Origin of the sequence: Clostridium transplantifaecale, assembly GCF_900626075.1 — a bacterium.
In the GTDB taxonomy this organism is placed as follows: Bacteria; Bacillota; Clostridia; order Lachnospirales; family Lachnospiraceae; genus Otoolea; species Otoolea transplantifaecalis.
Map to the genome: position 1 here is coordinate 954,211 of NZ_UYZY01000001.1, position 22,555 is coordinate 976,765.

A 22,555-nucleotide genomic window follows, 5' to 3' on the forward strand; every position below is an offset into this window, starting at 1 on the left:
TAAAGCCCATATTTAAAAAGCCGGAAGCTCGCAAATTCCCGCATGCCTCCGGCTTATCAAACCAAAGAAACTCAATCTATCGAAATACTGAAGTAACCGCACCCCCGTTTATGCCAGCTCAAACATCCCATTATACAACTGGTAATAAACGCCTCTTTGTTCAATCAGATTCTCATGGTCGCCTCTCTCGATAATCTTCCCCTGCTCCAGTACCATAATTGCATTGGAATTGCGGACCGTGGACAGGCGGTGGGCAATCACGAATACAGTCCTGCCCTCCATAAGGCGGTCCATTCCCTTCTCGATCAGCCGTTCCGTTCTCGTATCAATCGAGCTGGTCGCCTCATCCAGAATAAGGACGGGCGGATCGGCCACGGCCGCCCTGGCGATAGCCAGAAGCTGCCGTTGGCCCTGGGACAGGTTGTTTCCATCCGCCGTCACCATCGTGTCATACCCCTTTGGCAGACGGCTGATAAAGGAATCGGCGTTAGCCAGCTTTGCGGCCTCCACCACCTCCTCCATCGTGGCGTCCAGCCTGCCGTAGCGGATATTGTCCGCGATTGTGCCGGTGAACAGGTGGGTATCCTGAAGAACCATCCCCAGGGAGGAACGCAAGGCATCCTTTTTGATATTTCTCACATCGATCCCGTCATAAGTAAGACTTCCTCCGTCAATGTCGTAGAAACGGTTAATCAGGTTGGTGATCGTCGTCTTCCCGGCGCCGGTGGAACCGACGAAGGCAATCTTCTGCCCCGGTTTTGCATAGAGGCTGATTTTCTTAAGTATCAGGTGATCCCGGTTATATCCAAAATCCACATCCTTAAACTGCACATCACCCCGGAGCCGGGTTAACACCCCATCCTCCGCTTTCCAGGCCCAGATTCCCGTCTTTCTGCCGCACTCCTTTAAAGAGCCGTCTTCCGTCTCCTCCGCATATACAAGAGTAACCTTTCCCTCGTCGGTCTCCGGCTCCTCCTCCATCGTCTCAAAGACACGTTCCGCTCCGGCAAGAGCCGCCAGAAGGAAATTCGACTGCATGGTAAACTGGTTGATCGGCATCGCGGTCTGCCTCACAAAAACGAGGTAGCTTGCAAGACTTCCGATATCGGTCCATCCTTTCAGAGCCATAAACGCCCCAATCATGGTGACGATCGTATAATTGATGTAGGAAATGCTGACTACCATCGGTATCATGGTACCGGAGTAAGTCAGGGCGCTGACGGCCGCCCGCTTAAGCCTTCCGTTTTTCTGCCGGAACTGTTCGATGTTTTCCCCTTCGTGGTTAAACACCTTTACCACTTTCTGGCCCGCCGTCATCTCCTCAATATATCCGTTCAGTTCCCCAAGGTATTTCTGCTGGTAATTGAAATAGTATTTACTCTTCTTCCCGCTGTAACGGATGTAGGCGAACATCAGGATGTAGCAGGCGAACACAATCAGTGAAAGGCGCCAGTTAAGGATAAAAATCAGGGTGAGCGTCCCGACAATCTGGATAAAGCTCTGGATGACCATTGCAAAGCTGTTGTTTAAAGCATCTGAAACCGTGTCGACATCGTTGGTAAACCGGCTCATAATATCGCCGTGGGTCCTCGTGTCAAAATATTTCAGCGGCAGCTTCTGGATATGCCGGAATAAATCCTCCCTGATCTCGGCCGTGATTTTCTGGGCCGCCCTTACCATGAGCTGTGTATAACCAAACGACGATAAAACACCGGCCAGATAGACGACACCCATAAACAGGATCGCAGAAAAGAGGCCTTTCATGTTACCCGGCACAATATAGTTGTTGACAATTGGTTTCAGCATATAGGTGCCGAGCAGGCCCGAAAGGGCGCTGATTGTCGTGAGTATGGCCACGAGCAGAAACAGGAACTTATGGTTTCCCATATACCCCAGGAGCTTCATTATCGTTCCTTTCAGGTTCTCGGGCCGTTTTGCGCTAAGCTGTCTTGCCATTTTCATCCGCTCCTTTCTGCTGGGAATTGTAAAGCTCCTGGTAAATCGGATCCGACGCCAGAAGGCTCTCATGGGTTCCCGTGGCGTGGACCTTTCCGTCTTCCAGTATGATAATCTGGTCGGCATCCATGACCGAAGTGATTCTCTGCGCAATGATGAGCTTTGTCGTATCGGTCAGCTCACTGAGCTGTTTTCTTATTTTCGCATCGGTAGCCGTATCCACAGCGCTGGTGGAATCATCGAAAATCAGTACTTTGGGTCTCTTTAGAAGCGCCCTGGCAATACAGAGCCTCTGCTTCTGTCCGCCCGACACATTAACGCCCCCCTGTCCCAGATCCGTATCATACCCATCCGGGAAACGCCCGATAAATTCATCGACGCAGGCGGCGCGGCAGGCCCATTCTATCTCTTCCTCATCCGCGTCACGGTTTCCCCACAGCAGGTTTTCACGTATTGTACCGGAAAAGAGTACATTTTTCTGGAGTACAATACCGATGGCATCGCGCAGATGGATCAGGGAGTATTCGCGGACGTCTCTCCCGTCCACCTTTACGCTGCCCTCTGTGACATCATAGAGACGCGGAATCAGCGATACAAGGGTGCTCTTCGCGGAACCCGTTCCCCCGATAATACCTACCGTCTGTCCTTCTTCTATATGAATATTGATGTCCGTCAGAACTCTGCGTTTCGCTTCCTTCTTATATTTAAAGGATACGTGTTCAAAATCGATTGTGCCGTGTTCGATCCGCGCCTCCTTCTCACTGCCGTCCATCAGATCCAGAGGTTCGTCGAATACTTCCCCGATTCGTCTTGCACTGGCCAGGGAGCGGGTCAGCATCAGAAATACGTTGGATATCATCATCAGGGAATTCATAATCTGCATGACATAGCTTAAAAATCCCGTCAGTTCACCGACCTGCATTCCTCCCACCTGGATCATCTGCCCGCCGAACCACAGGATCAGGATAATGGCCGCATACATTGTGAACAGGAATGAAGGCATGTTAAGGACGGCGAAATGAAAGGTCCTCTCGCTGTTTCTCTTCAGATTATCATTCACCCCGGCAAATTTTTCTTCCTCGTATTCCCCTCTGACAAAGGCCTTCACTACGCGGATTGCCGTCAGGTTCTCCTGGACGACCGCGTTCACATGATCGACCGCTTTCTGCAGTCTGCCGTACATCGGGGCAACCTTTAAGATGATTCCAATCAGGATGGCCGCCAGCACGGGCATGCATACTGCAAACACCAGCGCCAGCCGCGCGTTCAGATAACAGGCCATCAGAAGGCCCAACACCATCATGACGGGGCCGCGGATCATCGGTCTCATCCCCCCTACGATTGCATTCTGCATTACGGTCACGTCGGTGGTGAGCCGTGTAATCAGGGAAGAGGTTTCATAGTGATCCAGGTTTCCAAAGGAGTACTCCTGCAGCTTTACATACTCCGCCTCCCGCAGTCCCGCACCGAATCCCCCCGCGGCCCTGGCGGAATAACGGGCATATAAAAGGCCGGTGCACAGAGAAATGAGCGAACATACCACCATCAGTCCCCCTTTGGAGTATATGTAGTTCAAATCCCTCCCGGCTACGCCCACGTCCAGAATCCCAGCCATAATCATCGGAATAATCAGTTCAAAGCTGGTTTCTATCACAACGAAAAAGATGGCCAGAAGAAAATCCGGCCTGCATGGCTTAGCAAATTGTAAAATACGTTTGATATCTTTCATTCTTAATGCCTCCGCTGAGTTGTTGTCGTGCATTTATTTAGCCGTCTTATAGTTAGAATACTAACTATTGTCTAAAATTATTTTATGACGGCTCTGCCAAAATGTCAACATATCAAATGAAGAGGACGCCCAAAAGTCTGTTTCCGCCGGAAACCTTCTTTCAGAACATCCTCTTCATCCCTCATCTTTATACTGTTTCGGAGACACCCCCGTCATATTCTTAAAAACGGTGCAGAAATAGCTGACACTGCTGAATCCCGTCTGCATGGCAACCTCATTTAACGCCATCTTCTGTGACAGCAGCTCCTTGGCCCTCTCGATCCGGTAAATCGATATGTACCGGTTAAACGCCACCTGATACAGCCGTTTAAACAGACGTCCGAAATGATACGGGCTGTAATGGAAAATCTGGGCCGCTTTTTCCAGATTAAACTGGCTGTCGGAATAATTCTGTTCAATCGCCTCGTCTATATAGCGTACCAGAAGTTTATCCCCGCTCTGCATATCCGTGCCGACACAGCTCATCACGCTTTTACAGTACTGCAAAAGGAGGTCTTTGATCTCCTCAATGAACCTGCAGTTTGTGATATTTCTGGCGCTTTTAAAATAAATATTTTCCAGTTCCCCTTCTTCCGCTGCCATCTCCACAAAACGGCTCTTGAGCAGCCCCAGCATCTCAATAAAGATAAATCTCACATCCACCGGATCCATTAAAACAGTCTGCATATAGCCGACGCTTTCGCCCACCAGGCGCTTTATCTCCTCCTCATTGCCCTCCAGCATTGCAGTGATCACTTTTCCGGAACAGGTGCGTATTACATCAGGTTCGTAGAGCACCCTCGGCATTTTTAATTCTCTGAAGTACGCATACTGGTTTTTCTTACCCCTGAAGCTGTCGAGAAGCGCGCTCTTACACTCCGCATAAGCCTGCGGAAAGTGATCAAGGCCGCTGCAGTAGGAGCTGATGCCTACGGTAATGTCTTCCCCATCCTCCTCATTCACTTGGGCGATAATCGATTCGGCCAGTTTTTTCAGTTTATCCGAATACTCTTTCTCCTCGCTGTAGCGTTTCTGGGGAGTGCATAAAAATATGCCGATAATTCCCCGCCCCAGATAGTCCGCAACGAGCCCTTCCATCTGATTGCGCAGAAGGCTCCGCTGAATCGACTGGATGATATGGAACATTCTCGGGAAATGGTTAAAATCGGGATAGACCCAGAATACATCCTTGTGATCGGTCTGTACAAGCATCATGCGGTTCGGAACTTTGGACAGCCCAATAACCCCCAGAATGTTCTGAAGGTTATCGGAATTTAAGTTTCCATAGATAATGCTGTATGCAAATTCCTGGCAATATAAATCGTAATTGCCGTTTTTCGTATTTCCACAGAATTTGCGGAAAAAATGGGGGATATCGCTGACATTCGCAAGCTCATTCTTTTCATCTGCTTTCGCCAATTGTGTCACCTCGTTCAAATCCTGCGGCCCGCGCATTTCTCAATTTACAGGCTTTTTACAGCATCCAGGATATTGTATCACACTTATTCTGCCGTTTAAATATGAATCTCTGTCTTCTTATTCCCTCTCCATGCATAAAGGCCCAGCGCCAGACCGATGACTCCGTACACCATAAAGGTCCTGAAATACTCACCGAGCAGCGGCTGGCCAAACACGGCCTGGCCTACCTCAGGCGACATGATGAACATGGCGTTAAACAAAAGTGTACCAATCATTGCCTGTTTTATCGTGGCCTTTGAGATAGATGCCCCGCCTACTAAGAGCGCTGCAACCGAGAACATGCCGATCTGTGTATGGGCGCCGTAGCTGTTTAAGGTACCCGTGTTCTGCAGGAAAATAATCTGTCCCCAGGCGGCCAGGACGGTGGATAAAATGACTGCAATCATCCTCGTTCTGTCCACATTGATTCCGGAAGCTTCCGCAATATGCTGGTTTTGTCCCACACTTCTGAAGTCCTGCCCCAGCTTCGTCTTCATGATGGCCTGCGTAAATACGCACAGAGCCACGATAAACAGCCCGGTTGCCATCGGAACCTTGATAAGAATCAGTCCGGAGCGTGTCGTGATCGCCCATGCGCTGAAAGCGATGGCCGCAACGCATGCCGCTGCGTTTCCGATAAACGCATTTCTGTCTTTTTTCTTTAAATAACGCAAAACAAGATACGCAAGGATCAGAACCGCACTGATGAGTATGACCCACATTAACGGCACTTTCCACACATTATCCAGCGCGTATTTAAGTCCGCCCTCTTCCACCGGCACCAGATCCACCGTTGTTCTGATTCCCGTTCCGGTCGGTCTGATTAACGGGTTAGTAGCCGATACATGGATGATATAGCCAATGACAAACAGGAAGAGGAACTGATATAAACCGTTTGCAAAATATCCGACGATCAGGCCGGAAATCATTTCCTGTCCTTTTGTATTATTGTAGAGTTTGCCTGTGAAAAAGCCGAACAGAACCGCCAGAGGCGTGGCTACCAAGAGGCAGAGGAAGAAACCGCCCAGCCCTCCTATGTAAAAATACCGTACCGCGACAATAGCAATCTGGCCCGCCATCGCTCCGATGACAATACCGAAGTTGAGGCCCAAACCTGCCAGTACCGGGATAATCAGAGACAGCACAAGAAATGCGTTTCTGAAAAACCGGGAGCTCAGTTCCGAAACCAGGAACGTAAATCCTTCACCGTTTGAGAGCATCAGGCCGACGATTGTGAACGCCAGGAAAATAACCATGACAATGTTGTCCATCAGCCAGTTCTTCCAGTTGATTTTCTGTTTCATGAACGGGCCCCTCCTTTCACCTGGCATAAAGCGTATAAAATAATGCCGTTCTGAATTACCATACGAATCATTTCAGACAAATCAGTTCCCGCAAACACCACGTTTGCCACGGGGAGGGCGGATGCCAGCAGTCCCTGAAATAACAGTGTTCCGATAAATACATGGGATACCTTTGCGGCATTGGGGGTTGCGCCTCCAATCAGGATTCCTGCTACCGCGGGGAATGCCATCATTAACGGAGCCGTATATAACTGGACAAAACCATAACTCTGCGCATAGATAATGATTCCCACCGCGCCCAGGACCGTCGACAGGATATTTCCGATAATCCTATTTTTGTTGATATCCATGCCCGAGGCCACGGCAAATTTGTTGCTTTTTCCACATGCAACCACCGCCATGCCCGATTTGCTCTTAAAGAACAGCCAGATCAGGAAGCAGAAGAAACCAAGCACGAGGAGAAGTCCGGTCGGAATGGTAAAGTTTCCGATTGTGATTCGGAGGAAATCGTTGAACAGGCCGTCGGCTCCTATATTTTCAAGCTGAATGGTTTCCCTGAGCCCGTCTCCTAAAAACCATTTCATGTTGGGGCTCTGGAACGGAAGCATCAGCCATACGAGACACATTACCGCTACTGCGGCAAAACCTGTATAGGTTGCAATCGCCATCTCAGAACCCTTGATGCTGTTCAAAAGTTTTCCGTATAATATGCCTACGACGACGGCGATCACAGTGGCGATCATCATGGCAGCAAGCAGAAACCCAAGGCCCGTCAGGCCGATTTCAATGGAAATGACCATGCCCAGAAGCCCACAGCAGATTCCCAGGGGCAGGGCGAAATTGGGTCCCATCCCCGCCTGGATGGACGGCACCATCGCAAGGACCAGGACGCCGTTCATGCCGATTCGTTTTATGATATCGGAAAGCGTCATCGGAAGTGAAATATCGAGAAAGCTGCTCATTACAAGTGTGATCAGGAAAAACGTCCCGATAATCAGCCTGGGGGTACCGACTTTACTGACCACTTCGTTTACAAGACTTTTTTGTTTATTTTCGTTTTCTGATAATTTCTTTGTCATTCACTCAGCACCTCTTCCTGTATTTTTTTGCTGCCCGACATCATCAGGCCGAATTCCGCCTCCGGTGCGAGCGGTGAAAGAATTCCGTTCACCTTTCCGTCACAGATAATTGCAATCTCGTCACAGACGCTCCGCAGCTCCGCCAGTTCGGAGGAAGTGATAATGATTGTCATGCCGAATTTCTTATTAAGCTGCACCAGTAAATCCAGAATCAGCTTTTTCGCGCCGATATCGATTCCTCTGGTCGGTTCCGAGACGAGCAGCAGCTTCGGGTTCAGTGTCAGCGCCCTTGCCACACAGACCTTCTGCTGGTTGCCGCCGCTTAACTCTCCCGCATCTTCCTGGGAGGAGGTGCAGCGGATATCCAGATCCCCGATCATTTTCTCCGCATGCCTCCGAATGGCGGAGGGATCCTTGAAGCTGAGGGGACCCACTTTTCTTACAAACTGATTTGTTATCTCAATTGCCGTTATAACGATGTTCATCTCTATGGACTCATCCAGGAGCAGGCCAATCCCCTTTCTGTCCTCGCTCACAAAGCCGAGTCCTTCCTGAATCGACAGGCGGGGATTGTTCAGTTCCAGTTTCCGTCCTTCAAAAAGCACTTCCCCCCTGGATGGATAAATTCCCATTAATCCATTTGCAATGCCGAGTTTTCCCTGTCCGGCCAGTCCGCCGATGCCGAGAATTTCTCCCTTTCGGACCTGCAAATCGACGCCTTTAACACGCTCTCCCGGCATTCCTACTTCTAAATTTTTAATTGAGAGTATAACTTCATCCGAGATGCTGCGTTTTTCATCACTCGCGCGGCTTATCTCAACTTTACGGCCTATCATAAGCTCTGCGATTTCTTTTGCATTTGTATCCTTGATATCTTTTGTGGCCACCCACTCGCCGTCCCGGAGGACCGTAACACGGTCGGCAAGGCTCACGATCTCATCCAGCCTGTGGCTGATAAATATAATTCCGATTCCTAGCTTCGACAGTTTGCGCACCGCGTCCATCATGTTTTCCGCTTCTTTTTCGGTCAGGACAGCAGTCGGCTCGTCAAATACCAGGAGCCTGACTCCCTTTTTATCAATTTCTCTGGCTATCTCAATAAACTGCATGTATCCAACGGGAAGACCTTCCACGAGCACCTCTTCATCGAGTGACATTTCCAGCGTGTCCAGCGCTCTTCTGGCGTCCTGGTTCATCGTCTTCATGTCAAGCGTCTCCAGCCTCTGGCCGAATACACCGCTGAATGCGTTCTTTTTCGTAATTTCCCTGTTGATTTTAATATTCTCAGTGATTGTAAATCCGGGAAGCAGCATAAACTCCTGATGCACCATGCCAATGCCGTAATCCATCGCCTCATGGGGAGATTTGATGACCGCCTCTTTTCCGTCGATTATCACGTTCCCCCCGAAACCGCCCGTGGAATGTATCACCGGCATTCCGAATAAAATATTCATCAGGGTAGATTTACCTGCTCCATTCTCTCCTATCAGCGCATGAATCTCGCCTTTTTTCACCTCCAGGCTCACATTCTTAAGAACCTGGTTCCCATAAAAATCTTTTGAAATGTTTTTCATTTCGAGAAAGCATTCACTCACAACTCTCCCTCCCGCCTGCAAAATAATGTCAATCAAAGAGGGGCACGGCGGCCTCCCGCTGTGCCCCCAGGTTCCAATCAGAAATGGCAAATCATATTAATACTCCAGGAATGGCATGGTAATAAGCTGGATCTTATCGTAAGTTTCTCCGTTTTCCGTATAGGGAGCCAGTGTAATCTCTACGCCCGCATACTCTTCCATGCATTTCTTCAGAGCCGCAACGTCGCTTCTCTCTGTTATTTCGCCGTCGATCCATTTTATTGCATAATTGGTGCAGGCGGCTGTGGCCATCATGGAGTTTGGTACAGGCCATGTTGCAAAACGTCCTGCGCAGCCGGCGTCTTTGAGTTTCTCTTTTGTCTGTTCGATAATATAGCTTACGTCACCCTTCTGGTCGTCGGATAATTCCAGGCCCAGTGCGGTCGGATAACCGTGCAGAGGAGACGGACAGCACTGAAGTGACATGATAGCGTGTTTTTCCATGACCGTTTTGATGATCGGCACCTGCATTCCGCACTGTGCGCCCCAGATACATGTATTCTCGCCGTATTTTTCAATCTGCTTCGGGATATCTTCAAACATAAACTGCTGCATGCCGGACACGCCTGCATCACCGGCAGGATCCGGAGCCGTAAGCTCTACGAATGTCATGCCCAGTTTTTCACTTGTCGCTTTCATGTCGTCTCTCTTGCGGATCATAATCGGGTCAGAGAGGAATCGTGGGAATGAATAATATAAAAATGTATCGGCTCCCATTTTCTGAGCCTCTTCCACCGTCAGGTGGCCTAATTCCAGTTCGTTGGGCATCATTCCAAAGTCCACACGCTTTGCCACGTCAGGAGGATTCTCACCCATTCCCGCAACCAGGAGGAGAACTTCATCGCCGCGCAGTTCTTTCAGCTTGTCAATCGCCGCGTTGGTTCCAGGGAAGCCCGGGATAAAAACAATAGCTTTTACATCCGGGTCGGAAGCGACTTTGGTAACTACGCTTATCATCTGCTCCTGCTCCGTGCTGTAGTTCTCAGGCCAGGTCACATGCGTTACACGGCCGGGGAATTTCTCAACCATCTGGTCGGCAATACGGTACTCTTCCTCATTTGAGGATACGGTAGATGAGATAATAACCACTTTTCCTTTACCGGAATCGGCGGCAGCGGATTCACCCGCGCCCGAACCGGAAGCGCCTTTTGCTCCGCAGCCGGCCAGCCCCATACTCAAAGAAAGTGCCAACAAAACCGCCATCATTTTTTTCATACATTCTACCTCCTGATTTTCATTTTTTCTTTGAAATGTCAATCTCTACTTTTCTCCGATGAGTTATCTGAATATAATATGTTTTTATGTAATTATTTTCAAAACTCATACCATTATAATACACAGGATGTTTTCTAAAGTCATTCAAAAAAGTGGACAGTTAATTTTAATATTAGAATAACAATTTCTTAAATGGTATAGTGTATTAAAAAGGAACCAGGCGGCGGGATTCTCCCCTTCCGTGGGGCCGCCCCTGCGAAAAAAAATGCTGCCCGGCTGATATACGGACAGCATTTGTACTCGTAAATATAATAAATTCTAAATAAACAGAGCAGTGTATTTACAAGACAGATATTATTTCCTATAATAAAAAATAAACTGATTAATAGAGTCCCAACAACTGACACGAAGAAAAGCGAACAGACATCTTAAGGAGCCGTCAGATGAAAATACAATACCTGCAATATGCGTTAGAAATAGCGGAATGTGGATCTATCAATAAAGCAGCGGACAAACTGCAGCTCTCTCAGCCAAATATAAGCAGTATTCTTAAAACTCTGGAGAATGAGCTGGAATTTCCCGTATTCTCCCGTACCAGCCAAGGAGTGGCGGTAACCCCCGAGGGGCAGCACTTCCTGTCCTGTGCACGACGGATTATTCAGGAATATGAACAGATCTCTGCAATCAAGACAGGAGGAACTACGCGCCGCTTTCACCTCTCAGCAGGACACCATTCCGCGATTGAGGAGGCATTTTCCCTCCTTTGCGCTGAATTTCAGGACAGTGGTAGAATGGATTTTTCCATACGGAATACCGATCCCGACAGTATTATCGAGGATGTCTACCACAATCGGAGCGACCTCGGCATCTTGCTGTTGCCGCGGGACAACTCCGATGCCGTCTTGTCTCTCTGTGCAAAGAAAGGACTGGTGGTCACCGCTCTGCGGGAGCTGTGCTTTAACATACACCTGCGCCGGGATCACCCTCTGCTTCAGGAAAAATCACTCAATATGAACCTGCTGCAAGATTATCCTTTCGTGGATTACAGTAATAATGTACTCTCCTCCAGCCCGGATTTAAATCGCCTGGGTATAATCAATCCTGACAAAAAAATCGTAGTGGACGAGCGTGATACCCGCTGCCATATCGTAGCAAGCACCGACGCTTTCAGTATTGGATGCAGCCTGCATCCCCGAATACGGGATAGCTACCACTGGGTATGTATTCCCCTGCCGGATATCTCCTATCGAATGATTTCGGTACACCGGCGAAATTTTGGGCTTACCCCTGAGGCAAAACGTTACCTTCAGCTCCTCAGGCAGGAGACGGAAGACATTTGATTTTATGTTAGTTTTCTTCAAGTACCGCCAGCTGTGCGGCTGTTGGAGGCGGGGTAACAAGGCTGACGACGATAAACACTGTGAGTGAAACGATGGTTGCCAGCAGATTGGAGGGCATTCCCAGCAGACCGGAGGCTGTGCCTGACAGGAAATATTCCGAATACAATCCAATGCTCATTGCCGAGAGCATGCTAATCATTGCAGCCTTAGTCGTTCCACGCTTCCAATATAGTGCCATCACCATGGGAACAAATACGGCTGTGCCATAGAAAAGACCTCCCACATACATCATCTGTACCAGACTGTCCGAGACAAGCGAAACACCTATGCCCAGGACACAGACTACAAGCGTAACAATCCGGGAAATCTGAAGAACATGCTTGTCTGAAATCTCCTTACCGTTGCAAAAATAGGGCTTGTAAATATCATTAATAAACAGATGAGAAGCCGCCATAATCTTGGAATCTGCAGTCGACATTGCCGCTGCGAACAGGCCGCCCAGTGCAATTCCTGCAACACCGCTAGGCAGAACATTCCTGATAATCAGAGCATAAACAGTCTGGCTGTTCTCGAGGTTTGGATAGAGCGCATAAGCAAGTACTCCGATGAATGCCACTGACAGTCCGAATATTACATACATTCCACTGGAAAAGAGAAAGGCAAAACGCGCAGTGCTCTCATTTTTAGCTGCAAATACCCTTTGTAATATGTGCTGATTAGTGGCATAGTCAAACATATACAGAAGCCCCAAAGACAGCGGTGTCAATATTCCCTGAGAACCAATGTTGAGATATCCCTGAGGAATCTTCTGCAGCATTGCATCCCAGCCGCCGATATCTCTGAGAGCAAAGGGTATCACAAGAATAATGGAGATACAGATAACGATAAACTGGAATACATCGGTATTGACGACCGCCAGCAGCCCCCCGCCGATGGTATAGGCCACTACCACTACCACCGTAATCATTAACGCCAGCTCAAAACTAATGCCAGCGATAATGGATACCGCAGAGGCGGCGACCGTAAATTGAATTCCCAACGTGGAACCAATAGCCAAAAGATGAACGATTACCGAAAGCAGACGCGTAGAGCTGCTATAGCGTCTGCCCAAAAGCTCCGGAACGGAGGCGATCGTCAGTCTGCGAAGCTGTTTTGCCAGCAAAAGCCCTAATATAAACATAGGTACAACAGCTCCCCAGTTATACCACGCACCTCCCAGGCCACGGGTATAAGCATAGGCTACCGCACCAACCACAGCATTGCCGCCGATATCTGTAGCCGCCATACTGAATCCCGCCTGTATTTTACCTAGCGAACGGCTGGCCATCAGAAAGTCATCCGCTGTTTTTGTCTGTTTGGTTGCACGCCATCCGATATATAATACAATTAAGAACACAAGAATCACACCTACAATATCCAGAATACTCATATATCCTCCTTTTACGCGGGAACCTCCCCGCTAAATCTTATCCTTATTGTCCCCTCAGCCAATCAATAGCACCTTGGGCCAGCATAGCCGAACCTTTCCAAAGAACTGATTCATTTGGAAAAAAGTGCGCATTATGCAGCGGAAAAATCTCCCGTCCATCCGAAAAACCGCAGCCCAGATGGATATAGGCGCCCACTCTTCCCTGGAAAAATTGACCAATGTCCTCGCTGGCCATGATGTTCGAGGTTATCTCGGTATACCCTTCAGCGAACAGGCTTCTCGCCGTTGTTATTAAGCTGTCGGTTAAATCCGGATCATTGCTGACCACACAATTGGAATCCGTATAGGTGAGTTCGCACCGGCATCCTTCCCGCTCAGCCGCCCACTTTGCATCCTCTTTCAATCTCCGCAACAGCAATGCCCTCGTCTTCCTGCTGCGCGTGCGGACCGAACCGTACAGCGTCACCTCATCCGGAATTGCATTTCCTTTATCTCCCCCACATATCTTTCCCACTGCAATTACCGACGGCTCCGAAAGCTCCCGGCAGGATGCTGAAAGTGATTGAATTTTCAGCACCGCCCGAGCAGCAGCCGGAATCGGGTTCGCCACATGATCCACATCAGAGATATGGCCTCCCTTGCCGAGCATGCGGATGGAAAAAGCATCACTGCCGGCCATTAAAATTCCTTTCTTAAGTCCGATATCTCCGGGTCCCAGTTCCGGGATCGTATTTGTAACGTGTAGTCCGAGTACTGCGTCCACCTCAGGATGTTCCATTGCGCCTTCCTCCACCATCTTCCGTGCACCCTGTCCCCCCTCCTCTCCCGGCTGAAACAAGCATTTGACCTGACCTTTAATCCTGTCTTTATGCCCTTGCAGGAGCATAATCGCGCCGAGCATCATTGCCATGTGCATGTCATGTCCACATGCATGCATACAACCGTTATCCGAGGCATATGATACTCCTGTCTGCTCTCTTATCGGCAATGCATCCATATCACAGCGTAAAGCAATCGTCTTTCCCTCCTCTCCACCTCGAATTACTGTCTCTATACCGGAGGACTCAGTATACAGGCGATATGGTGCCCCCATACTGTCCAGCACACGACAGAGATAATCCTGCGTGCACGGAAGATTCAGTCCGAGTTCCGGTATCTTGTGCAGTTCCCGCCGCCAGCAGATAATCTTTTCCTGAAGCTGCTGCGCCTTATGATTCAACATTGTAAATCCTCCTCCAGATCCGGCAAAATCACTCTGTCCCTGACCAGCTGATATGCTTTTTGCATCTCAGCCCCCAAATCACGGTCATCCTCTTCCAAAAAAGAAATTTTCCGCCGGATAATTTCATAGGCAAAGCGCGTCCCTTTTCCCGACGGCTTTCTGCCCGCCAAATCCGCGGCCTGTGCTGCGTGCATCGCCTCGATGCCCAACAGCCAGTACAAAAGGTCCACTATCCTCATAGTCTTTTGCACAACATAAGGGGTGTTACAGCCGTGATCCTCGGATTCATTTGCCGTAGGCAGATAATCGAGACTGGCCGGATTTGCCAGATGACGAACCTCTGTATCCAACGCGCTGACCGTCTTCTGGATTGTGGAATAGGCAATGACTTCCTTCCTCGGCCGCAGGAAACGCGGCAAACCGCTGAACTGCTCGTTGTCCAGCCGTAAAACGCGGGTAGCTGATAAATGGGACAGATGGGACAGTGACAATCCCAGCATTTCCAGCGCAAGCGACATCCCGGTCACAATAAAATTATCTGTGGAGATCATTGTCCCCTCTTCTGCCAGCACCATGGGGCAGTCATCCGACGAGTTGATGTAGCGGAGAAGCTGATTGCGGGTATAATCATAGGCATCCCGTACCGCGCCATGTATCGCACAGCTGCTCTTATAACTAAGCGCTCCATGGAGCGATTCATTTCCACAGGCCCACAGACTGCTTCCCTTCAGACAGGTGCGCACATACCGGAGACTGTCATACTGGCCTTTTAAAGGACGTTTTCGGCAGCTCCGTGGATCCAGGAACATAGGATTATACCCCTGAGCCTCGTACCCCATCGCATAAATAAGATCCGCCATTTTCAGCACATTGTCCACATCCGCGCAAAGCAATGCTGCCTGCGCCATTGCTAAAGCGTTGCTGCTTACTAACGGCAGACCGTCTTTCGGCCCGAGCCGGATTGGCTTTAAGCCGCAAAGCGAGAAAGCTTTTCCGGCCGGCAGATGATCGCCCTTGTATTCCACTGCCCCCTCACCGATCATTGCCAGCCCCATGTAAGCCAGGTTTCCAAGATCCGCCATTCCCACCGAGCCGCGCACAGGGATGCGGGGATGGATTTGGCAATTTAACATGTCCCGCAACAGAAACAGAATTTCGGTTTGCACTCCTGCCACACCATTCATAAGGCTGTTCAGGCGCACCAGCATCGTGGCACGCACCGTTGCCCTGTCCGCATAAGGTGGAAGGCCAACACTGTGAGAATGCAGAATTCTCTCGTTGAAAATACAATAATCTTCCGGCGGTATGTGATTGTCTTTGTTTGCTCCTAAACCGGTATTGAGGCCGTAAATCTGCTGTTCACTGCTGCTCAGGCTAAGCACTACGGCACGAGCCGCCTCAGCTTGTTCTACTGCTTTTGGTTCAAGGGCTACCTGCTCATTCTCACATGCGACTTGCAAGATCTGTCCTATTGTGAGTTTTTGACCATTAATTTCTATCATCTTCTAATGTCCCCTCTATTTGTTTTTTGGTTGCCGGCTTCTATTCCATTTGTTTTCTTTTTTATTTATTTTACTACTTATTTATATTCATGTGAATTATCAGTTTTCCGTACCCATATAATCGTTTTCTTTTACTATTGATGTTTTATCGCCCGTTTTATCTTAAATCTCACTTTTTCTTCTCTTCAAACAGCAATCAGGTTTGTGAATCACTTTGTCAAATTCAAGCATTTTCGTATTTACAAATTATTTCCAACAAAAAGGCTGATACTCCAGCAGATATTCATCTACCTTCGTAACAGCCTTTTTGAAGTCATATTATATTTTAATGCGTCTTTTTAGAAAAACCGCCCAAACTGATGGGTTAAAGGCGGATATGACAGGTTTTTGCCCGCATAGTATCCGTCTTTCACGGCCTCCAGCACTTTTCCCGCCTTCTTGCAGTCTCCCACTTCGATAAACTGGGAAACACAGTTTCTGAATTCTTCACTGACCGATTTTCTGGCTTTCATACCGGCAGACAGCAGCACCAGCTCCGCGGTGTAGGAGCACTCTTTTCCGTCTTTTTCCACGTAAACAACACCGTTTTCATCCACGCGCGTACACTTCGCCTCCGTCACCGTATGAAGATTCGGATATTTGGCAAATTCCAGTAAAAGCCCGTTGCGGTGCGGTACGGGTGCATCCTTGGCCATTTCGTCACGCATCTCGATGATCGTCACGTCCACGCCGGCCATCGCCATAGCAAGCCCTTCCTCACATCCGGCCAGTCCTCCGCCGATCACAACCGCCTTCTGTCCGGGAAGAAGTTCCTTCTTTCTGTCATGAAGCTCCGTTACCGTCACAACCTTTTCGTGATCGATGCCGGGGATCGGCGGAATTAACGGCTCTGCGCCGACGGCCGAAATAATTACGTCGGCTCCCGACTCTGCGGCATACTCGGGCGTTACCTCCGTATTGCAGCATATATTTACATTCTTCCGCTCCGTCATCCGGATCAGGTACTGCATGAAATCATACAAATCTTTTTTAAACGGAATATCCTCCGATGCCGTGATCAGCATACCGCCGAGCCTTGAAGATTTTTCGCACAGCGTCACGTCATGGCCCGCTTCTGCTGCCGTGATCGCGGCCTGCATTCCTCCCGGGCCGCCTCCGATTACGAGGACCTTCTTCGGTACAGGCGCCGGGCGGTAGGTAAACTCATAGAGCTCTTTTCCAAATGTAGGGTTGACCGAACATCTCACATTGCCGTTTGCGATCCCGGTGTAGGATGGAAAGTCCAGGCTCATACAGTGATTGCAGCGGATACACGGACGGACTTCGTCCTCTTTCCCCTCCTGTATTTTTCTCGGGAAAAACGGGTCGGCCAAAAACTGCCTGGCCACTGCAATAACATCTGCCTGGCCCGATGCCAGAAAGTCTTCCATCATCTCCGGAGAATTAAATCCTCCCACCGTTGCCACCGGCGTTTTCACGTGTTTCTTGATTTCCGCCGCCAGAAAGGCATTGCAGCCCCTCGGCAAAAAAGAGCACGGGAACATTCTCGCATCTGCATTCGGATCGTGGAACGTCATGGCCGATACATGGATTAAATCCACCTTCCCGTCTATCATCTTTGCGAACTCGATTCCTTCCTCCTGGGTGAAACCGCCCTCGATAAATTCCGAGCCGGACATCCTGTATTCGATCGGGAAATCTTTTCCCACGGCCTGTCTGACACGGTCGATGACCATAAGCGGGAACCTGGCGCGATTTTCAAGGGAGCCGCCGTAACGATCTATCCTGTGGTTATAAAGCCCGGATAAAAATTCACTGAATATCCAGCCATGCCCTCCATGGAGCATGACCATGTCAAAACCGGCGCATTTTGCCACATAGGCGCCGTGGGCAAAAGCATCCGCGATGCTGTTCATCATATCCTCGTCGAGCGGAAGCACATCGGTTCCCCGCTCGCCCTTCTGGGCGCTCGGCCCGTACACCAGGCCGCCCTTTGTAAGCGCCGGATTGGCATGCATTCCGCAATGGGCGATCTCAATGCTTGCCAGCGCATTGTGCTGATGGATGCGGTCCACAAAATCGAGATGGGTCGGCATGAATTTTTCCTGATCCAGGTTGGCGGAACCAAAGTGGGCGCCACCCGTCTCTATATGTACGACGGTTTCCCCATGGGTCACAATCGCCGCTCCTCCTATGGCTCTCGCTTCATAAGTCGCCAGCACGGCATCCGTCAGATACCCCGTGGGGCTGCTGTCTCCGTTCATCGGTGAAGCCTCAATGCGGTTTTTCAGAGTGATGCCTCCAATCTTCAGAGGACTGAATAAATGGGGGTATTTCTGCATATGCGTTACCTCGCTTTCCAATACTTTTATCGCTTAATTGCTGCTTTATAAGCTGTATCATACACAAAAAAACGGGGTAAGTCATTTCAAATAATTTGCCGCTTATTCAAATATCACACGCTCCTGCCCTGAAATGTATAGTTCATTTCGGTGTCTTTTTTCCAAGCATAATCTCCCCGGCCATCAGGATGATTTCCTCTTTTGTCATTTGCATTCCCGCCAGTTCCTCAACCAGCTCCTCCGCATTTTTATAAAAGGATTCTCCCTCCCCTTTCTGCCTCACATACGTCCCGCTCCCTCTCGCCTGCTCCAGAAGGCCCATCTGTTTTAAATAGGATATGGCCGCTTTCAGTGTTCCGCGCGCAACGTCATAGCGCCTGCACAGCTCCCTTTCACTCGGCAGTTTCTCCCCCGGTTTTAAAATGCCGTTCTCAATCTCCTGTCTGAGCTCGTTGACAATCACTTTGTAAATCGGTGTGGTTTCTTTCATTTACTCCTCCTGCAGATACTGTTCCAACGCCTTGAATGAGTCCGGAAGTATTGTGTAATAAAATTCCAGGACATTCGGGTAGTCCTCCCGGATGTCCTCCACCAGCCGCTCTTCACAGTGTGCAGGCACAACCCAGCAGACGGCTTCCGGAGCAACAACATGACGTTTTTTCTTCCACTCATCCCTGTGACAGAGAAAATATGTATTATGTTTGCAGAGAGAAGCCAGTGAGTGGCTGATGTGTTTGATAAAGTCCTGGCTCTCGTAGATAATCCCTATCATCTGCGTATCGCTCAGCCCGGACAGCGCCTCGGCCACCTCTCCGGCCACCGTAATTTTAAGCGCCACCAATATTTTATTGTGGACCTTCGCCAGATTCTGCAGTTCATGATAGTGTGCCTTCGTCGTAATCCAGAGCGGTTCCTCCGGGATCACTTCCCCGAATGCCTCAAGAATCTCGTAAACATTATAGTAAGCGGGAAGGAATTTGTAGCGCTCTCTGATATTCCAGCACATATCCGCCGCAATCTCGGGCGTGCAGTCGAAAAGGGCGGCCCTCACCTCTTCTTTTTTCCTGAATTTCAGCCGGCAGGCCTCCTCAATGAGATGGAACGCCTCCTCGGCCGAAATCCCGGCCTGCAGGGCTTTTTCTTTATATTCCTGGATTTTCTGCCGCTCCGTCCCCCAGTCCAGCACATAGGTGCCGCTTCCCCTGTTCCGCTTGACGCAGCCTTTGTTCTCCAGCTCCTCATATGCCATCCTTATGGTCCCTTTGGAAAGTCCCGTTGTCTCATAAAGCGCGGCCTCGGAGGGAAGCTTGTCCCCCGGCTTCAGTTCCCCGTTCACAATCGCCCGGGTAATCTGATCGCTGAGTTGTTTATATGCAGGCTCGTTATTATCAAGAATTTCGAATTCCATCCCATTCTCCTATCTTTTGTATTTGGGGAGAAACCAGCCGAACTCAGGTTTTCCCTTCACAGCAGTTATAACCGATTATACTATATTCGCAATAAAAAGAAAAGCAGGTGCAAATTTCAAACTTTTAGCAATAATAAACTATATCAATTTTTTTTCTTTCTTTAATTCTTAAAATAAACTGTCTACTTTTTTGAATGACTCCCTATGCATTTTTGTGTATGATGCAAGTAGCTATACAACAGACTCTTGCCGGCTCTGAAAGCAACTGTAGAAAATCTGCAAAAACCATAGAAAGGATGCAACCATATGATGTACTCTCATTTATTTTCTCCAATTAAAATTGGCACCCTCACGATCCGCAACAGGATTGAAACCGCCCCCATGGGTGTCTCGGATTTGACTCCGGAAGGCTATCTCACCCCGGCTAATATTGCGCTCTACGGAGAGCGGGCCAGAGGCGGCGCCGGCATTGTGACAATCGGAGAAAGCCTGGTAGACTCTGCCACAGGAAAGGCCCATGGGCGTATGATTCCGCTTGATACGGAAGAAATCCTTCCCTATCTGATTGACTGTACGGATGAGATAAAACGTCATGGAGCTGTTGCTTCCATTGAGCTGATACATGCAGGCAGGCGCTCCCATCCCAAATATACCGGCGGCGTGGTATACGGCCCCAGCGCAGGCGACTGCATTTACGGCGGCCCCGTAACCGAGATGGATGAGGCCATGATCGAACATGTAGTTGAAAAATTTGGCGATGCGGCCGAGATGGCAAAGCTGGGCGGTGTCGACATGTGCATGGTGCACGGCGGCCACGGCTGGCTTCTGGGACAGTTTCTTTCCCCTGTAAATAACCAGAGAACCGACCGTTTCGGCGGAAGCCTTAAAAACCGCGCCCGGATTTCATTTATGGTAATAGAAAATATCCGCAGAAAATGCGGTAAGGATTTTCCGATCGAATTCCGCCTGAGCGGAGACGAATTCATGCCCGGCGGTTTTACCGTGGATGAAGCGGTCGAACTGGCCAGGATGCTGGACGGTAAAGTGGATCTGCTCCACGTATCCGCAACCAGCTTTCACGACAAGGACGCCGCCCAGAGAATGTTCCCGAACACCTTCCTTCCAAGAGGGTGTAACGTCTTTCTGGCTGAAGCGGTAAAAAAAGCCGTTACCATGACACCGGTTGTCACCGTAGGCGCACTCGGCGAACCGGAGGCAATGGAAGAGATTATCCGCTCCGGTAAAGCCGATATGGTCGCCATGGCAAGAGGGATTGTAGCGGATCCCTACTTTCCCATAAAGGCAAAGACAGGACAGGAGGAAGACATTACCCCCTGCATCCGCTGTAATTACTGCTTAAGCGGAAGCTTTGTGCCCTATATCAAATATCCCACAAGGGTCAGCCGGTGCACGGTCAACCCGCTCTGCGGCCGGGAACTGGAAATGCGTCTTCCAAAAAAAGCGGACACCCGCAAGAAAGTAGTGATTATCGGAGGAGGCCCGGCCGGAATGGAAGCTGCCGTTGTCGCTTCGGATCGCGGCCACGATGTCACGCTGATTGAAAAGAACGGAAAACTCGGCGGCGCCCTCAATTATGCCACCCGTCCCGCATTCAAAAAAGACATAGAAAAACTGGAGCAGGTTCTCATAAACAGGGTAAAAGCAAGGCCCATACGGCTGCTGCTTGACACGGCCGCCACACCGGCGCTTGTCTCTTCCTTATCCCCTGAAGCTGTAATTATTGCCGTCGGAGCAGAACCGGCCACGCCGCCGATTCCGGGAATTGACAAACCATTCGTCCATTACGCCGCCCACCTGGAACCTGATACGCCTCTTGCCGAGCCGGTTGTCATCATTGGCGGAGGTCTTGTCGGATGTGAGGAAGGCCTCCATCTGGCCAGAAAACACGGCTTTGACGTAACGGTTCTGGAAATGAAAGACGCGGCCGCGACGGACGCCCCCTTCCTCCACTGGAGAGCCCTGATGCTCGAACTGGAAAAGGAAGAAAAAGTTCATTTAAATACACAGATTCAATGCACCTCCATCGCTGATGACGGCGTATATGGTACGGACGGCGCCGGAAATAAAGTGTTCTATCCGGCAAAGACGGTTCTGAACGCCGTGGGTATGGAACCTCTCTCTGATTTGGCCGATGGTTTCCGGAACTGTGCGGATGAATGTTATGTGATTGGGGACTGTAAAAAACCGGCGAAACTGCTTGAAGCGATTCATTACGGCTACTTTACCGCGATGACCCTGTAAGCCGCCGCACCGGCGCCGGACGGATACCGGCAGCAATAAAGCGGCATTGTCCGTACAGAACACAATGACAGATTGTTCTGTACGGATAATGCCGCTTCTTCTACTATCCCACTTGTTTACCTTGCTTCTTTTCCGCTCATATTCTTATAAGCCCTGCTCAGGAAATTGGTGAACTGCGCCGTCTCCTCCGCCGTAAAACCGGTCAGCATCGATGCTTCGACCTCACGGCAGCGCTCCTCCCATTTATGCGAGGCCTCAAGGCCCTTTTCCGTGATATGGAGACTTCCTGCGCGGCGGTTGCCTTCCATCGTTTTCCTGACAATAAAACCGTTCTTTTCCAGCGTGTCCAGCACACGGCTTGTGGTTGCCGGTTCAATATCACAGTGCTCCGCCACATCCTTCTGCATACATCCTTCATGCTCCGCCAGATACAGCAGCACCTTCGGCTGCCCCGAGGCCAGGCCAATTTCCGCCATAAAGGGCCTTAAGCATTTGCGCTGGGCGTGGAAGGCGCGGTACAGCAGCATATAAAACGACATTTTCATCTTATTCTTCTCCTCACATTTCCGGTAATTGGGACATCCCGGGCTGTATCACTCTTATTGTTAGACAGCTAACTTATATTCCATCCTTATT

Annotated in this window: 16 protein-coding genes; 2 read left to right on the plus strand and 14 right to left on the minus strand. The window is 49.7% G+C overall.

Annotation, left to right across the window (positions count from 1 at the left end; genetic code table 11):
- Window positions 1–108: 108 nt before the first annotated feature.
- The 7 genes from EJL91_RS04105 to EJL91_RS04135 all read right to left on the minus strand — a co-directional run bounded on the left by EJL91_RS04105 (window position 109) and on the right by EJL91_RS04135 (window position 10,414).
- The gene (locus tag EJL91_RS04105) at window positions 109–1,956 is read right to left on the minus strand and encodes an ABC transporter ATP-binding protein (protein ID WP_125140670.1); all 1,848 of its coding nucleotides are present in this window, start codon (window positions 1,954–1,956) and stop codon (window positions 109–111) included.
- Window positions 1,940–3,685: an ABC transporter ATP-binding protein gene (locus EJL91_RS04110; protein WP_125140671.1), complete on the minus strand. Its 1,746-nt coding sequence runs from the start codon at window positions 3,683–3,685 to the stop codon at window positions 1,940–1,942. Before EJL91_RS04110 ends, EJL91_RS04105 begins: the two co-directional genes overlap by 17 nt.
- Window positions 3,686–3,859: 174 nt before the next feature.
- Window positions 3,860–5,143 (minus strand): helix-turn-helix domain-containing protein, encoded by a 1,284-nt coding sequence (locus EJL91_RS04115; RefSeq protein ID WP_164516741.1) that lies wholly within the window; start codon window positions 5,141–5,143, stop codon window positions 3,860–3,862.
- Window positions 5,144–5,238: 95 nt separating this feature from the next.
- The gene (locus EJL91_RS04120) at window positions 5,239–6,486 is read right to left on the minus strand and encodes an ABC transporter permease subunit (RefSeq protein WP_206429452.1); all 1,248 of its coding nucleotides are present in this window, start codon (window positions 6,484–6,486) and stop codon (window positions 5,239–5,241) included.
- On the minus strand, window positions 6,483–7,565 hold the full coding sequence (locus EJL91_RS04125) for an ABC transporter permease subunit (RefSeq protein WP_125140673.1): 1,083 nt from the start codon (window positions 7,563–7,565) through the stop codon (window positions 6,483–6,485). The genes EJL91_RS04120 and EJL91_RS04125 overlap by 4 nt, the downstream gene beginning before the upstream one ends.
- Window positions 7,562–9,160: a sugar ABC transporter ATP-binding protein gene (locus tag EJL91_RS04130; protein WP_341466946.1), complete on the minus strand. Its 1,599-nt coding sequence runs from the start codon at window positions 9,158–9,160 to the stop codon at window positions 7,562–7,564. The genes EJL91_RS04125 and EJL91_RS04130 overlap by 4 nt, the downstream gene beginning before the upstream one ends.
- Before the next feature lie 96 nt (window positions 9,161–9,256).
- Complete coding sequence (locus EJL91_RS04135; RefSeq protein ID WP_125140674.1) at window positions 9,257–10,414, minus strand: DUF3798 domain-containing protein; 1,158 nt, start codon at window positions 10,412–10,414, stop codon at window positions 9,257–9,259.
- Window positions 10,415–10,857: 443 nt separating this feature from the next.
- Here EJL91_RS04135 and EJL91_RS04140 point away from each other — a divergent pair, with 443 nt between their 5' ends.
- Complete coding sequence (locus EJL91_RS04140; protein ID WP_125140675.1) at window positions 10,858–11,754, plus strand: LysR family transcriptional regulator; 897 nt, start codon at window positions 10,858–10,860, stop codon at window positions 11,752–11,754.
- A 7-nt stretch (window positions 11,755–11,761) separates the two neighbouring features.
- On the opposite strand, the gene EJL91_RS04145 is transcribed toward EJL91_RS04140, so the two are convergent.
- From EJL91_RS04145 to EJL91_RS04170, 6 genes are all read right to left on the minus strand, one after another.
- Complete coding sequence (locus tag EJL91_RS04145) at window positions 11,762–13,183, minus strand: sodium:solute symporter family protein (RefSeq protein WP_125140676.1); 1,422 nt, start codon at window positions 13,181–13,183, stop codon at window positions 11,762–11,764.
- Between the two features lie 43 nt (window positions 13,184–13,226).
- Window positions 13,227–14,405, minus strand: a complete 1,179-nt coding sequence (locus EJL91_RS04150; protein ID WP_125140677.1) for a M20 metallopeptidase family protein — start codon at window positions 14,403–14,405, stop codon at window positions 13,227–13,229.
- A complete protein-coding gene (locus EJL91_RS04155; protein WP_125140678.1) occupies window positions 14,399–15,907 on the minus strand; it encodes an HAL/PAL/TAL family ammonia-lyase in 1,509 nt (502 codons plus the stop codon). The genes EJL91_RS04150 and EJL91_RS04155 overlap by 7 nt, the downstream gene beginning before the upstream one ends.
- A gap of 338 nt (window positions 15,908–16,245) precedes the next feature.
- Window positions 16,246–18,249, minus strand: coding sequence for an oxidoreductase (locus EJL91_RS04160; protein ID WP_125140679.1), 2,004 nt, complete (start codon window positions 18,247–18,249; stop codon window positions 16,246–16,248).
- A 142-nt stretch (window positions 18,250–18,391) separates the two neighbouring features.
- Complete coding sequence (locus EJL91_RS04165) at window positions 18,392–18,739, minus strand: GntR family transcriptional regulator (RefSeq protein ID WP_125140680.1); 348 nt, start codon at window positions 18,737–18,739, stop codon at window positions 18,392–18,394.
- Complete coding sequence (locus EJL91_RS04170) at window positions 18,740–19,657, minus strand: GntR family transcriptional regulator (protein WP_125140681.1); 918 nt, start codon at window positions 19,655–19,657, stop codon at window positions 18,740–18,742. It lies immediately after the preceding gene.
- Between the two features lie 306 nt (window positions 19,658–19,963).
- Here EJL91_RS04170 and EJL91_RS04175 point away from each other — a divergent pair, with 306 nt between their 5' ends.
- On the plus strand, window positions 19,964–21,919 hold the full coding sequence (locus EJL91_RS04175; RefSeq protein ID WP_125140682.1) for an oxidoreductase: 1,956 nt from the start codon (window positions 19,964–19,966) through the stop codon (window positions 21,917–21,919).
- A 116-nt stretch (window positions 21,920–22,035) separates the two neighbouring features.
- On the opposite strand, the gene EJL91_RS04180 is transcribed toward EJL91_RS04175, so the two are convergent.
- The gene (locus tag EJL91_RS04180) at window positions 22,036–22,464 is read right to left on the minus strand and encodes a MarR family winged helix-turn-helix transcriptional regulator (RefSeq protein WP_125140683.1); all 429 of its coding nucleotides are present in this window, start codon (window positions 22,462–22,464) and stop codon (window positions 22,036–22,038) included.
- Window positions 22,465–22,555: the final 91 nt, after the last annotated feature.

Bases quoted from the DNA above. Each gene is read 5' to 3' on its own strand.
- EJL91_RS04170 (WP_125140681.1), bottom strand. From the start codon at position 19,657: ATGGAATTCGAAATTCTTGATAATAACGAGCCTGCATATAAACAACTC.
- EJL91_RS04145 (WP_125140676.1), bottom strand. From the start codon at position 13,183: ATGAGTATTCTGGATATTGTAGGTGTGATTCTTGTGTTCTTAATTGTA.
- EJL91_RS04150 (WP_125140677.1), bottom strand. From the start codon at position 14,405: ATGTTGAATCATAAGGCGCAGCAGCTTCAGGAAAAGATTATCTGCTGG.
- EJL91_RS04105 (WP_125140670.1), bottom strand. From the start codon at position 1,956: ATGGCAAGACAGCTTAGCGCAAAACGGCCCGAGAACCTGAAAGGAACG.
- EJL91_RS04125 (WP_125140673.1), bottom strand. From the start codon at position 7,565: ATGACAAAGAAATTATCAGAAAACGAAAATAAACAAAAAAGTCTTGTA.
- EJL91_RS04135 (WP_125140674.1), bottom strand. From the start codon at position 10,414: ATGAAAAAAATGATGGCGGTTTTGTTGGCACTTTCTTTGAGTATGGGG.
- EJL91_RS04140 (WP_125140675.1), top strand. From the start codon at position 10,858: ATGAAAATACAATACCTGCAATATGCGTTAGAAATAGCGGAATGTGGA.
- EJL91_RS04110 (WP_125140671.1), bottom strand. From the start codon at position 3,685: ATGAAAGATATCAAACGTATTTTACAATTTGCTAAGCCATGCAGGCCG.
- EJL91_RS04165 (WP_125140680.1), bottom strand. From the start codon at position 18,739: ATGAAAGAAACCACACCGATTTACAAAGTGATTGTCAACGAGCTCAGA.
- EJL91_RS04155 (WP_125140678.1), bottom strand. From the start codon at position 15,907: ATGATAGAAATTAATGGTCAAAAACTCACAATAGGACAGATCTTGCAA.
- EJL91_RS04120 (WP_206429452.1), bottom strand. From the start codon at position 6,486: ATGAAACAGAAAATCAACTGGAAGAACTGGCTGATGGACAACATTGTC.
- EJL91_RS04180 (WP_125140683.1), bottom strand. From the start codon at position 22,464: ATGAAAATGTCGTTTTATATGCTGCTGTACCGCGCCTTCCACGCCCAG.
- EJL91_RS04160 (WP_125140679.1), bottom strand. From the start codon at position 18,249: ATGCAGAAATACCCCCATTTATTCAGTCCTCTGAAGATTGGAGGCATC.
- EJL91_RS04175 (WP_125140682.1), top strand. From the start codon at position 19,964: ATGATGTACTCTCATTTATTTTCTCCAATTAAAATTGGCACCCTCACG.